13 protein-coding genes are annotated in these 12,915 nt (G+C 73.9%); 4 read left to right on the top strand and 9 right to left on the bottom strand.

The window, feature by feature from the left end; genetic code table 11:
• Nucleotides 1-166: 166 nt before the first annotated feature.
• The 5 genes from ACWGN5_RS11425 to ACWGN5_RS11405 all read right to left on the bottom strand — a co-directional run bounded on the left by ACWGN5_RS11425 (nt 167) and on the right by ACWGN5_RS11405 (nt 5,448).
• Complete coding sequence (locus tag ACWGN5_RS11425) at nt 167-904, bottom strand: TIGR04222 domain-containing membrane protein (protein ID WP_453513573.1); 738 nt, start codon at nt 902-904, stop codon at nt 167-169.
• A gap of 48 nt (nt 905-952) precedes the next feature.
• Nucleotides 953-2,008, bottom strand: coding sequence for a TIGR04222 domain-containing membrane protein (locus tag ACWGN5_RS11420; protein WP_453513586.1), 1,056 nt, complete (start codon nt 2,006-2,008; stop codon nt 953-955).
• Between the two features lie 2 nt (nt 2,009-2,010).
• On the bottom strand, nt 2,011-3,408 hold the full coding sequence (locus ACWGN5_RS11415) for a multinuclear nonheme iron-dependent oxidase (RefSeq protein ID WP_453513571.1): 1,398 nt from the start codon (nt 3,406-3,408) through the stop codon (nt 2,011-2,013).
• 121 nt (nt 3,409-3,529) lie between these two features.
• The gene (locus ACWGN5_RS11410) at nt 3,530-4,648 is read right to left on the bottom strand and encodes a hypothetical protein (RefSeq protein WP_453513569.1); all 1,119 of its coding nucleotides are present in this window, start codon (nt 4,646-4,648) and stop codon (nt 3,530-3,532) included.
• Between the two features lie 89 nt (nt 4,649-4,737).
• Nucleotides 4,738-5,448, bottom strand: coding sequence for an aminoacyl-tRNA hydrolase (locus ACWGN5_RS11405; RefSeq protein WP_453513568.1), 711 nt, complete (start codon nt 5,446-5,448; stop codon nt 4,738-4,740).
• 71 nt (nt 5,449-5,519) lie between these two features.
• Between ACWGN5_RS11405 and ACWGN5_RS11400 the strand changes: the two genes are divergently transcribed.
• The 3 genes from ACWGN5_RS11400 to ACWGN5_RS11390 are packed head-to-tail and all read left to right on the top strand — an operon-like array spanning nt 5,520 to nt 7,824.
• Nucleotides 5,520-6,197 (top strand): AIM24 family protein, encoded by a 678-nt coding sequence (locus ACWGN5_RS11400; RefSeq protein ID WP_369147170.1) that lies wholly within the window; start codon nt 5,520-5,522, stop codon nt 6,195-6,197.
• Entirely contained in the window at nt 6,194-7,177 is a 984-nt protein-coding gene (locus ACWGN5_RS11395; protein WP_453513567.1) for an ABC transporter ATP-binding protein, read from the top strand. The genes ACWGN5_RS11400 and ACWGN5_RS11395 overlap by 4 nt, the downstream gene beginning before the upstream one ends.
• Nucleotides 7,174-7,824 carry an ABC transporter gene (locus ACWGN5_RS11390; RefSeq protein ID WP_453513565.1) on the top strand — a complete coding sequence of 217 codons (651 nt, stop codon included), beginning with the start codon at nt 7,174-7,176 and terminating at the stop codon, nt 7,822-7,824. The genes ACWGN5_RS11395 and ACWGN5_RS11390 overlap by 4 nt, the downstream gene beginning before the upstream one ends.
• A 7-nt stretch (nt 7,825-7,831) precedes the next feature.
• Here the strand turns inward: ACWGN5_RS11390 and ACWGN5_RS11385 are convergent, their stop codons facing one another.
• The gene (locus ACWGN5_RS11385; protein WP_453513584.1) at nt 7,832-8,689 is read right to left on the bottom strand and encodes a polysaccharide deacetylase family protein; all 858 of its coding nucleotides are present in this window, start codon (nt 8,687-8,689) and stop codon (nt 7,832-7,834) included.
• Nucleotides 8,690-8,736: 47 nt separating this feature from the next.
• A complete protein-coding gene (locus ACWGN5_RS11380; protein ID WP_453513564.1) occupies nt 8,737-8,934 on the bottom strand; it encodes a hypothetical protein in 198 nt (65 codons plus the stop codon).
• A gap of 112 nt (nt 8,935-9,046) precedes the next feature.
• On the opposite strand from ACWGN5_RS11380, the gene ACWGN5_RS11375 reads away from it, so the two are divergent.
• Nucleotides 9,047-10,540 (top strand): helix-turn-helix domain-containing protein, encoded by a 1,494-nt coding sequence (locus tag ACWGN5_RS11375; RefSeq protein ID WP_453513563.1) that lies wholly within the window; start codon nt 9,047-9,049, stop codon nt 10,538-10,540.
• Here the strand turns inward: ACWGN5_RS11375 and ACWGN5_RS11370 are convergent.
• Both ACWGN5_RS11370 and ACWGN5_RS11365 read right to left on the bottom strand, forming a co-directional pair.
• Nucleotides 10,526-11,407, bottom strand: coding sequence for a PPK2 family polyphosphate kinase (locus ACWGN5_RS11370; protein WP_453513561.1), 882 nt, complete (start codon nt 11,405-11,407; stop codon nt 10,526-10,528). The two genes, ACWGN5_RS11375 and ACWGN5_RS11370, sit on opposite strands and share 15 nt — an antisense overlap.
• Complete coding sequence (locus ACWGN5_RS11365; protein WP_453513560.1) at nt 11,349-12,773, bottom strand: nucleobase:cation symporter-2 family protein; 1,425 nt, start codon at nt 12,771-12,773, stop codon at nt 11,349-11,351. Before ACWGN5_RS11365 ends, ACWGN5_RS11370 begins: the two co-directional genes overlap by 59 nt.
• Between the last annotated feature and the right edge of the window lie 142 nt (nt 12,774-12,915).

Genomic DNA, 12,915 nt, shown 5'->3' with positions numbered 1-12,915 from the left:
GCTCCCGGCCGGGCGCGCCACCCCTTGACCCGGAAGATCAGACGGCGGGCGGCACCATGTGCCCGCCGCTCCAGCGACACCGGGTCCGGCTCCGGGTGCGGCGCGCGTCACGCGCGCCGCACCGGCGTCATTTCCGGGACCCTTTCCGGCCTGCGGGGCCGCTTCGTCAGGCTCGCAGGGCGGCCCGGAGCTCCGGCTCCAGGACGGCGGGACCGCGCGTCGCGAGAGCCGTGAGCGGATCGGTGAGCGGATCGGCCGGCGACAGCCCCGAGAGCAGCCGCTGCCCGGCCGGGGACGCCCAGCGGGTGTACGGATACACCTCGATCCCGCCGATCAGCAGGCACAGCCCCGAGCCGACGAGCGGCAGCGCGAAACCGGCGACGACCGGGGCCCGTTCCCCGCCCGGCACCAGGAGCGCCGCGACCGTCCCGAGCACCAGCGTCAGCAGGAACCCCGCCCGGACCGCACGCACCCCGGCCGCCATCTCCCGGCGGGCCTCCTCCGACACGGCGAGCCCCCGGTCGACGAGCCCCTCCGCGAGGAGACGTACGGAATCGGCCGCGGCGACCACCGGACGCACGGCCGGAACCGGCGACTGCCCGGCGGGCCCGATGGCACCGAGCACCGCCCGCTCCAGCTCGTCCCCGGAGCCCGAGGCGTCCACGACCGTCGCCCAGCCGGTGTGCGCGAGCAGCAGCCGCCGCGCCCGGTGCATCGACACCAGCGTCAGGTCGGTGACCCGGAACGGCCCCCCGGCGAGGTAGGCCGCCTCGCACACGGTGAGCTCCTCCGTACCGCCGGACGACCCGTGCGGCCGGGCGGCGGCGAGCGAGGCACGGCAGACCCGCACACAGCCGACACCGGCCACGACGAAAGCCACCAGGAGTAGCGGAACCCAGATCATGTCCCGGTTGTACGGGAGGACGGCCGGGGCCGCCACCCGAATGGCCCCTCAGCCGCTGGAACTGGAGCTGGAGCACGAACTGGAGCTGGAACTGGAACACGAGCTGGAGCTGGAGCCGCAGCTGGAACCCGAGCTCCCGCAACTGGAACCTCCGCCGCAGCTCGACCCGCCGCCGGAGCAGGAGCCCGAGGAACAGGACCCGGACGAGCAGGACGAGCCGCCGCCCGAGCAGGAGCTGCCCCCACCACCCCCACAGGAGCTGTTGGTCGCGCACCACTCGGCGGCCACGCCGAGGGCGGCCGCGTCCGAGGACGAGACGTGCGACGGCGAGGGCCGCCTGCCGCCGCGCCGGTTGCGCCGGGGCGGTGCGTAGAGCCGGGCGGCGGCGACCAGCTGCTCCCGGAGGACCGGGTCCGGCAGGGCCCGCAGCCCGTGCAGGGCCACGAGGTGGCCGGCGTCCGCGAGGTGGCCGTGCTCCCTCCCGTACGCGAGGACCGCACGGCGGCCGGCCGAGGTGACCTGCCGGGCCGAGATCGACCCGCAGACGATGCCGGTGATCAAGGCGGCGAACAGCATCGGCGCCACCTTGAAGACGAACGGGATCCGGAACTCGGGGGAGTCGGCGAGATCGATCACCGTGAAGACGATCGAGAGGGGGAAGAAGGCGAAGGCCGCGAAGGCGAGGGTGCCGCACCAGCCCGCCGTGGTCCGTCGCGTCGCCGGGGCGACGACCAGACCGCGGGCCGCGAGACCGTCGCCGATCTCCTGGACCGCCGGGTGGCGCATCACGCCCTGGCGCAGGTGGTGCAGGGCCCCGTGCGGGGCGGCGGCGTGCTCCTGGAGGACGGCGCGCTCCACCGGGTCGTACGCGGTGGGGCGGACGACCGCGACGATGCCGGGCCCTCCGATCGCGAGCCTGCCGTCGGCCTGGAGCGCGGCGAGGGCGGTGTCGACGACGCGGGCCGGGCCGCCGTTGAGGAAGGCGACCTCGTACCGGTCGTGGACGGGCCCGCCGGGACCGCCGCGCGTCCGGACGACCCGGGTGATGACGAGGGCGATGCTGACGGCGCCCGCGAGGTAGACGAGCACGATGAGAAGGTCCATGGTCATCTCCGGACGAGAGCGTGGCGGGCGGCCCGTACGAGCCGGGTGGCGCGGCCCGGCGGGCGGCTGCCGGAACGGTCCTGCCACCACTCCGTGAGCTGCCGCCGTGCCGCCGGGTCCTCCGGGCGCTCGGCGAGCAGCAGGTGCTCGGCGAAGTCGAGGGCGTCGCGGCGGTAGCCGCCGGTCATGGGGCGGGACCTGGCGTACGCGAGGAACGCGGGCCGGAAGTCCTTGCCGAGGAGCTCCGGCAGCTCCGGCGCGACCTTCGCGACGACCCCGGCCCGCTTGGCGGCGAGGGCACGGCTCTGCACCCCGATCCGACGGGTGTCGAAGCCTTCGGGGACGGGGGTGCCGGCGACGAGGGCGGAGAGGAGGGCGGCCTGGGTGACGGCCAGGCGTTGGCGGGCGTCCTCCTGCGGCGCGGGCTCCTCGACGACGGGGGTACCGGGCATGGGGCCTCCCGAGACGCGGGCCCCGGCGCCGATGAGAAGCGGGGCGCGTCGGGGTGCGGGTACGAGCGAGAGGGCGCCGTGCGCGTGGGCTGTGCCCACCGGTTCCGCCCCGGCGGAACGCATGCCCACAGCGGTGACAGTGGTCCGGATGGCGTCCAGCTCCGCCGCCAGCTCCTCCTCCGGCGGAAAATCGTCGTCCCGTTCCAGGAGGACGCCCGGCGGGGAGACCCGGGAGGTGAGGTCCGACAGGATGTCGAGGACCGACTCCGGTACCGGGTGGGCGTGGGTGTCGTGCCAGACGCCGTCCCGTTCGACGCCGCCCGCGACGTGCACGTACGCGATCGCCTCGACCGGCAGTCGGGCCAGGGCCAGGGCCGGGTCCTCGCCGCGGTTGACGTGGTTGGTGTGCAGGTTGGCGACGTCGATGAGGAGCCGTACCCCCGTACGCTCCACCAGCTCCGCGAGGAACTGTCCCTCCGTCATCTCCTCGCCCGGCCAGGCGATCAGGGCCGCGATGTTCTCCAGGGCGAGCGGTACGGGCAGCGCGTCCTGTGCGATGCGCACGTTCTCGCAGAGCACGTCGAGCGCGTCCCGGGTGCGGGGTACGGGCAGCAGGTGGCCGGCTTCGAGCAGCGGGGTCGCGGTGAGCGGCCCTCCGGCCCGTACGAACGCGATGTGCTCCGTGACCAGCGGCGCCCCGAGGGCCACCGCCTTCTCCCCGAGCGCCGCGAGCCGCGCCGGGTCCGGGCGGTCCGCGCCGCCGAGCCCGAGCGAGACGCCGTGCGGGACGACCGTCACGCCGCGCTCGCGCAGCCGGGTCAGGGAGTCGGGCAGATGGTCGGCGCAGATGTTCTCCGCGACGACCTCCACCCAGTCGACGCCGTGCAGGGCCTCCACCGCCGCAGCGATCTCGGGACGCCAGCCGATGCCGATGCCGAGTTCCGTCATGTCCCCCTCCTTCGGTCCTCAGTCCCTCACCTGATGGCCCAGGCGGGAACGTTCGAACCCCAGGAGAGGGACGTTCAGAGCTTCATTTGAGGTTCGGCCCCGCTGGAACAGCCGAAGGGCTTCAGCCCGATGTCTCGGCCGTCCAGACGTGCAAGGTGTCGCCCGACTCGGACCGGGTCGCCCACGTGCCGTCGCCGAGTGCGGTCGGCTGCCCCGAGGGAGGGGAGGGGTAGACGACCGGGTGGAGGCCGTGCGGGCGGGTGGTGTCCAGGAGCCAGTGCCGGGTGTGGCCCCATTCGTCGTCGCTCTCGTCGGTCGAGGCGAGCAGGGTCGTCTCGGTCACGAAGCCGCCTGCCCAGTCCCAGTAGACGGGTGCCTCGTCGGGATCGTCCGCAGGGGCGTCGGGGTGCGGGGGCAGGACCGACTCGGCGTCCCATGCCAGGTCGTCCAGGACGTCCCCGTCCGCGTCGCGGACCGCGAGTTCGTCCTGGTCGTGGGAGACCGTCATGAGCCGGTCGCCCGAGGGACTCACGCTCAGCAGACAGAGGTCGCCCTCCACGTAGGTGACCTCCAGCTTCTCGCCGTCCCAGCTGCCCAGGCGCAGCGGTGCGCCGTCCTGGCCCTCGCCGATGCTGAGGCCCATCCGGCGGGGATCGGCCGGGTGGGAGACGTGGTCGCTGCCGGCCGCCGCGGCCCGGGCATCGGCCCGCGCGAGCACGCGGCCGTCGAGGGCATCGATGACCAGCCACTCGTCGACGGCGTCCGGGGTGGACTCGCCCTCGGCCAGCGGGCCGCGTACATGGGCCCAGACGAGGCTGCCGTCCGCCGAGAAACCGACGGAGCCCCCGTCCGGGTAGCGGTGGTCCCGGCGATCCGCGTACGCGTCGTACGACGCGTGGAACTCCCGGCACGCCCCGTACCAGCAGCCGTGCCGGATCTCCCAGCGGGTCGCCCCCGAGGGCTCGACGGCACGCACGGCGTGCACCCCGGCGAAGACGGCCAGGCTCGCGTCCGGCGACACCTCCCACGTGCCGCGGTCGCGCGGCCAGGGTGCGGGGAAACGGACCTCCGCTCCCGGCCGGGCCGCGTAGGCGTCGTCCAGCGGGCGCGCCACGATCTCGTCGTCGCTCCGCTGGACGAGCAGCCGGCACCCCGGCCGGCCCACGATCTCCGACGGACCGGCCGCCGGCGAGGGCAGGGGGGCGGGAACGGTGGCGTGGAGCCGGGCGTGGACGGACATGCGGATCTCCCAGGGGTGCGGACCGCCGCGCACACTACGGCAGGCAGCTGACACCCGCGCGTCAGGACGGCGCACCCGCCGGGCGGCCGTCAGGCCCTGGGCAGGCGGAGCTGCGGGGCGAAGAGGGGGCTGCCCTCCGAGACCACCGTGCAGGAGCCCGGGGCGATCTCCGTGAAGCCCGCGTCGCGGACGACCGGGAGGCCGCTCGTCGTCAGGGCCGCCCAGTCCTCGGCCGGTGCCGTGCGTACCGCGAGGGGGAAGCCCGCCTCCTGCCAGGCCTTCCGGTCGGCCTCCGGCATCGCCCACCAGAGCAGCTGCGCCCCGTGCCCGGCCTGTGCCATCGTCTTGCCCGCCGACATGTCGAGCTCCGGGTTCAGCCACAGCACCGCCGCCCCCTCCGGTACGGGGCCGGGCGCCGCCGGGTCGTCGAGGTCGGTGCCCGACACCTGGAGCTTCGCGAGGTCCTTGGGCCAGCCGTCCAGCGGGACCGGCGGGAAGACCCGTACCTCCGCCTCCGCGCCGGTCACCGTGATGCCCGGCAGCGTGTTCGCGCGGCGCCACTCGGCGCCGCGCGCCCGGCGCACCACCTTGCGGATCCGGGCGTCCTGCCAGTCGGTGATCGCCTGCGCCCACTCGCCCTCGCCGAGGGAGCGGTCGTCGGTGAGGATCTCCAGGACGGCCCGCGCCGCGGTCTCCAGCGCGTCGGTGCGGGCCGGGGGCGCGTCGCGCTCGATCCTGACGACCAGGGGGAGGACGAACTGGGGCTTCTCATCACGGAGATCGGTCTCGTTGCTGCTCACCCGGCAAGTCTGCCATCGCGGTGCGGAGCGATTCTTGTGGGAATCATCCCTTCCGGGCCAGGATGCCCCTCATGAAGAGCGATCTTTTTGCCGGTGAACACCTCGCCGAGGCGGCGACCTTCCCGGGGATGACCCTCCAGAACGCCAAATCGGTCAAGTACACCGTGAACGGCGAGATGCACGCCCGCCAGGGTTCGATGATCGCCTTCCGCGGCGACCTGCAGTTCGAGCGCAAGGGCCAGGGCATCGGCGGCATGCTCAAGCGGGCCGTCACCGGTGAGGGCCTGGCGCTGATGGCCGTACGGGGCCAGGGCGAGGCCTGGTTCGCGCACGAGGCGCAGAACTGCTTCATCGTCGAGATCGAGCAGGGCGAGGCCTTCACCGTCAACGGCCGCAACGTCCTCTGCTTCGACGCCACCCTCCACTACGACATCAGGACGGTGAAGGGCGCCGGCATGACCGGCGGCGGTCTCTTCAACTCCGTCTTCTCCGGCTACGGCAAGATCGCCCTGATGTGCGAGGGCAACCCGATCGTCATCCCCGTCACCCCGCAGGCCCCGGTGTACGTCGACACCGACGCCGTCGTCGGCTGGAGCGAGCAGCTCCACACCTCCCTGCACCGCTCGCAGTCCCTCGGCTCCATGATCCGCGGCGGCTCGGGCGAGGCGGTGCAGCTGAAGCTGGAGGGCCAGGGCTTCGTCGTCGTCCGGCCCAGCGAGCTCACCCCGCAGAAGAACTCCTCGAATTGAGGCTGGAGCGCGTCGGGCGGCGGCACGGCCTCCGGGGGCCGTGGGTGCTGCGGAAGGTCTCCCTCGACCTGCCCGCCGCCGCCCTCGTCCGGGTCGTCGGCACCAACGGCACCGGCAAGTCCACGCTGCTGCGGCTGCTCGCCGGCATCGACGCGCCCACGGAGGGCCGTGTCACCGGCCGCCCGCCCCGCACCGCGTACGTCCCCGAACGCTTCCCCGTCGCCCTGCCGTTCACGGCCCTCGACCACCTGGTCCACCTCGGCCGCGTCCAGGGCCTCGGCCGGGCGGCGGCGCGGGCCCGGGCGGGGGAGTGGCTGGAGCGCTTCGGGGCCGGCACGCACGCGCGTACCGCCCTGGCGGAGCTCTCCAAGGGCACCAGCCAGAAGGTCGCCGTCGCCCAGGCCCTCCTCGCCGACCCCGCCCTGCTCGTCCTCGACGAGGCCTGGACCGGTCTCGACGCCGGCGCCCGCGCCGAACTGGACGCCGCGGTCCGCGAACGGCTCGCGGCGGGCGCCACGGTCGTCTTCGTCGACCACGACCCGCGCCGTCTGGAGGGGGAGGCGGCGGTGGTGTACGGGGTGGAGGGCGGCCGGGTACGGGAGATGGCGCAGGTGCTCGTGGGGCCGGAGGGACGCCCGCCGACCGGGCCGGAGTTCGCGGCGACGGGCGGGGGGCTTCGGGAGGCTCGGCGCGAGCCCGGGGCGAGGACGGGCGGTGTCGTGACGGGCAGGACCGGGCCCGGTCACGCCGTGTCCTCTTCCGCGTCCGGTCCCGTCGGCCCCCGGGCCTCCGTCCGTATCGTCGCATCCGGCGGCCGGTCGCTGCCCGCCCGGCTGCCCGGCGACCCGCTGACCACCCCCGGCCCCGACGGCACCACCCTCCTCACCGTGGACGCGGCGCACTCCGACGCCCTCCTGAGCGCGCTCCTCGCCGCGTCCTGGCACATCCACCACCTCGGCACCGAAGGCGTACGGGTATGACGGCGCTCCTGCGCTACCAGTCGGGTCTGCTCCTCCGCTCCCAGCGCTGGCTCGCACCGCTGCTCCTCTACGCGGCCTTCATCGGCGTCGGCGTCCAGGCCGGCGAACCGGTGCTCGGCGCGCTCGGCTTCACCGCCGCCGCCCTGCTCCCGGTGTCCGCCTGGACCGTACGGATCTGCCTCACCCAGGAACCGCCCGCCGCCCGCAGCGTGGTCGCGGCGGCCGCCGGCCGGGGCCGCGCGCACCTCGCGGCGCTGCTCACCGGCACCGCCTGGCCGGTCCTCGTCGGCACGGTCGCCGTCCTCGCGGTGACGGCGATCGCCGACCGGCGGGGGGTCACGGCGCTCGCCGCCGCCACCGCCGGGCTGCTCGCGGCACTGGCCTGCGCCCTGACGGGGGCCGCTGTCGGCGCGCTCGCCTCCCGCCCGTTCCTCCAGGCGCCCGGCTGGTCCCTCGCGGCCCTCGTGCTCGGTTCGCTCCTGGCGCTCGTGACGACCGGTTCCCCGGCGAAGCACGCCATGACGGCCCTGGTCGGCGGAGCCCGTACGGCAACTGCCGATCCGCCCTGGCTCGCCTGCGGCGGCGCGCTGCTCCTCGCGGCGGCGGCGGCGCTGCTCGCGTGCCGGGCCACGGCACGCCTGGAGTGAGACCGGGTCAGCGGCTCATGAGCTCCGAGACCTTCACGAAGCGGTAGCCGCGGGCGCGGAGCTCCGGGACGATCCGGCGGATCGCCCGCTCGGTCACGGGGGCCGCGCTGCGCGTGCAGTGCATGACGACGAGCGAACCGGGCTTCACCCCGTCGAGGACCTGCTCGGCGACGGCGTCCGCGTCCTTGGCGAAGGCGTCGCCGCTGACCACGTCCCACTGGACGGCGGTGACCCCGACGGGGGTGAGGGCGCGCAGGGCCGCGTCGTCGTAGCAGCCGCCGGGGAAGCGGAAGTACGGGACGACGTTGAGGGCCCCGGCGTCCCGGAAGGCGTCGAAGGCGCGCTGCACGTCGGCCGCCTGGTCGGGCCCGGGGACGGTCGGCAGGCCGTAGCAGGGGGTCGCGAAGGCGTAGTGGCTGTAGGAGTGGTTGGCGATCTCGAAGCGCGGGTCGCCGCCGATGGACTTGGCCTGGTCGGGGTACTCCTCCGCCCAGCGGCCGGTCATGAACACGGTCGCGTCCACCTGGAGCCGGCGCAGGGTCGCGATGAGCTCCGGGTTGTCGAAGTGCTCGCCGCGCGCGGCCCGGGGGCCCTGATCGGCCGTCATGTCGGCGTCGAAGGTGAGCGCGACGACCTTCTCGGTGCCTTTCGCGCGGCGCGTGTAGACGGGGGTGAGGCCGCCGGGCCCGGGGGCCATGGTGGGCGGGGCGGCGGGGACGCGCGCGGGCTTCGGGCCGGGGGCGGCGGCGCTGGTCCGGGGCGCGGGGCTCGTGGTGACGGCCGCCTTCGGCTTCGGTGCCGGGGTGTCGGCCGCGCCGCTGCCGCAGCCGACGAGGGCGGCGCCCAGAAGACCGAGCGCCGCCATTTTCCGTACAGAAGTGTTCACGATCGGAAGTTATCTGATCAAAGTGCTTAACGCTCGCGACTCGACAGCAGCAGCACCCGAGTCCACGCGCTGAGCTGACGCACCATCGCGTGGGCGTGCGCGGCCCGCTCGCGGCGGAAGGGGAGGACGAGCAGGGCGGGAACGAAGGCGACCGTCACGAGGACCAGGGGCACGGTGGCGACGAGAACGATCAGGGCGCGCTGGGCCCATCGGAGCGTACGCATGGGGTTCCTTCCGGGGGTGGATCGATGTGCCCCCACGGTCGGCGGCGTCCGGTACGTTGCGAAAGCCGCAACCGTTGCCGGTGTTGCGGCAACGCTCCGGGGGAGGGGTGCGATGACCGAAGTGGCCCGTGCGCGGGGGAGCTCGACGGAGGTCGAGCGGGGAGAGGTCCCGGAGGTTGCGGAGCTCGGCAACGTGTTGAAGGGCCTGTTCACCAGGCTGGGCATCAGCCAGAGCCAGTACGCGTACCGCGTCCACCTCGACAAGTCCGCCGTCTCCCGCTACCTCGCCGGCCGCCGCGTCGCACCGCAGGACTTCGTCGACCGCCTGGTGCGGGAGGTGGAGGAGCACATGGGCGCCCCGCTCAGGCCGGAGGCCAAGCAGGCCCTCCGCGACCGGCGCCTGGAAGCGCTGCGGGTCTGCAGCCCGGACGAGTACCGGCTCGAGAGCCTGCGGGACGAGCTGGCGCGGTCACGGCGCGAGACGGAGCGGGCCCACCGGAACATCGAGGCGCTGCACGCGCTCCTCGACAAGAAGGAGGCGGAGGCGCGCGACGTGGCCGACGACCTCACGAGCCTCCGCCTCGACTGGGGCGCGGAGCGGTCCGCCCTCACCCGTGCCCAGGAGGACCTCCGCCGCCAGGTCGAGGAGCTCAGGGAGGACCTGAGGGACGCGGAGCACCTCCGGGCGGAGGCGGAACGCCACGGCGAGGAGCTGCGGGAGACGGTCCTCCGCCTGGAGGAGGAACTGTCCCGCGCCGCCGCCGGTGCCGGAGACCTCCCGCTGGAGGCGTTCACGAGCCGGCTGCTCGCGCTGTGGGAGGAGGAGGACCTCCCGGGCGCGGCACGGGAACTGACCGAGGCGGCGTGGTCGCGTCCGTTGGAGGAGGCGGCGGAGCTTCTCGGCTGGCTCCAGGAGCAGGCTGCGGCGGGCACGGTCGAGGCGTTCGTGGTCGACGTGGCGCGGACGAGGCCGCTGGAGGACGTTCTGGCGTTCGCCGAGGAGGTGGTCGGCGTCGAGCCGAGCAGGATTCGGGATGCCTGGGCGACCGCCCTCGCCACCCGGGTCACCGACCGCAACGCGGCTGTCGTGTACCAGGGACTGCGGAGCACTCAAGGCGACCAGGTGCTGGGTGAGGCCCTGCGCCGGGTGGCGAGTGACGCGGACGCCGTCTCCCTCGTCCTTGCGGCTCTCGCGGGCACGCCCTCGCCGCGGCGGTTGGTACGGGTGGCCTCGGCTTTGGTACGCGAGCGTGGTCGCGACCGGAAGGCTCTGCGGGTCCTGGTCCGGCTCGCGGAGGCCGGGAGGTCCGACGTGGCGGCTCGCCTCCTCGCCCACTTCCTGCAGATCCATCGGTTCGTGAGACTGGCCCAGAAGGTCAGGGCACTCGACGACCCACAGATCGACACTCTGTTCGACCTGGTGACCTGGTTGGACGATACGGAGCTCATGACCGCCTTCGCCATGGGGCTGACCCTGGACCGCAGACTCCTCGACCGACTGCTCACCACGATGGCCGCGCAGAACAGGCTGGGCCTCGTCGATCTCACCGCATTCGAGGAACTGGAGCAGGCCGTCACCCGCTGGCGCCGCTCACGAGGCCAGTAGTCGGGCCCTGTACTCCGCCGCGTCGAAGTTCCCCGGCGGGTACCTCGGGTCCAGCGTCTCCAGGTGTTCGAGGAGCAGCTTGCTGATCGCCCAGTTGCGGTACCACTTGCGGTCCGCCGGGACCAGGTACCAGGGCGCCTCGGCCGTCGTGCAGCGCTCCAGGGCGATCTCGTACGCCCGCCGGTACTCCGGCCACAGCGCCCGCTCCTCGATGTCGCCCGGGTCGAACTTCCAGTGCTTGTCGGGATTGTCCAGGCGCTGGAGGAGCCGGGCGCGCTGTTCCTCGTACGAGAGGTGGAGGAAGACCTTCACCACGGTCACCCCGTCCTCCGCGAGGGACTTCTCGAAGCGGTTGATCTGCTCGTAGCGGGGACCGATCCGCCGGCGCGGGACGAGGCCGCGGACCCGGGCGACGAGGACGTCCTCGTAGTGCGAGCGGTCGAAGATGCCGATCTCGCCCGGCTGGGGGAGCGCCCTCATGATCCGCCAGAGGAAGGGGTGGTTCTGCTCCTCGCGCGTCGGCGCCTTGAAGGCCCGGATCCGGCAGCCGGACGGGTTGAAGAGGCCGATGACGTGTTTGACCGTGCCGCCCTTGCCGCTGGTGTCCATGCCCTGGAGCACGAGGAGCAGGCGTCGCCGGTCGCCGGCGGTGCTCGCCGCGTACAGGCGCTCCTGGAGTCCGGCGAGCCGGGGCCCGAGGGCGGTGGTGGCTTCGAGCCCCGCCGCCTTGTCGGTGGGTCCGGCGGGGGTCGCCCGGGCGTCGTACGCGGTGAGGTCGATCCGCTCGCCCCCGGGGACGCGGAGGAGCTCACGCAGTGCGGGTTCGGGGGCCTTCCGCTTCTTCTTCCTGCCGTCCTTCTCCGCCACCTGTGGCCCCTTCCGCCGCACCGCTCGTCCTCTCCCGATCCTGCGACGGAACCCCTGCCCCCGCACCCGCGCGCCTGCCGGGCGTGTGGTGGAAGAGGAGGTTGAGGAGGAAGGCGGCGAGGGCCGCGCTCGTGATGCCGCTGCCGAGGATGATCCGGGACCAGGCGGGGAAGCCGTCGTAGATGCCGTCGGCGACCTCCGGCAGCAGGCCGACGCCGAGCGCGACCGCCGCGATCGTCAGGTTGTGGCCCCGGTCCAGGTCGACCCGGCGCAGGGTGTTCACGCCGACCATGGTGACGGTCGCGAAGAGGACCAGGCCCGCCGCTCCCACGACCGGACCCGGCAGCGCGGCGACGACGGCGCCGAGCCGGGGGAGGACGCCGAGGACGACGAGGATGCCGCCCGCGAAGGCGGTGACGTACCGGCTGGCGACCTTGGTGATGCCGATGAGGCCGACGTTCTGGGTGAAGACGGTGTCCATGAAGGAGTTCATCGCCCCGCCGAGGACGCCGGAGAGGCCGTCGGCCGCCAGGCCGCGCGCCAGGTCCTGGTCCGTGACCGGGCGGCCGGTGGCCTCGCCGACCGCCAGCATGGAGGCGGTCGACTCGGTGAAGATCACCAGCATCACCACGCACATCGCGATGACGGCGGTCGGCGGGAACTGCGGCGCCCCGAAGTGGAAGGGGGCCGCGAGGCCCACCCAGTCGGTGCCGGAGACCCGCGAGAAGTCGGTCAGCCCGAGGGGTACGGCGGCCAGGGTGCCGAGCACGAGCGCGAGCAGGATGCCGACCTGGCCGAGGAAACCGCGGGTGAAACGGGTGAAGAGGACGATGAAGAGCAGGACCCCCGCCGCCAGGGCGAGCCGCTCGCCGGAGGCGTGGTCGGGGGCCTTCGGGTCGTTGCCGGTGATCAGCCCGGCCGCGACCCCGATGAGGGAGAGGCCGACGACGGTGATGACGGTGCCGCTGACGAGCGGAGGGAAGAACCGTACGAGCCGGGCGAACGGCACCGCCACCAGGAGCCCGAAGAGTCCCGCCGCCAGCATCGAACCGTAGACGGCCGGCATGCCGTACTCCTGCTCGATCAGGATCATCGGGGTCACGCCGGCGAAGGTCGCGCCGGTCACGACCGGCAGCCGGATGCCGAGGATCCGGCCGATCCCGAGGCTCTGGACGAGGGTGACGAGACCGGCGATCAGCAGGTCGGCGTTGATGAGGAGCGCGATGGCCGCCGGATCGAGCCCGGCCGCGCCGCCGAAGACCAGCGGGACGGTGACGCAGCCGGTGTACATGATGAGGACGTGCTGCGCACCGAGGGCGGCGAGCCGCCCGAGCGGGGGCTTCTGATCGACTGGGTGAAGGGTCACCCGGGCATTGACGCAAGCGCTCGTTGTCGGTGTGGGGCGGGGGGGGGGGCGGGGGTGCCACGGCCGCCCCTCACCCCTACTTGCCGTCCGGGCGGTGCACCGCCCCCCGGGCCACCCCCACGGCGCCCACCGCCCAGGCCCC

It is taken from the genome of Streptomyces sp. NPDC055815 (genome assembly GCF_053616475.1).
Note: the sequence above shows the minus strand (reverse complement) of the source record. Positions and strands in the feature narration are given on the sequence as shown.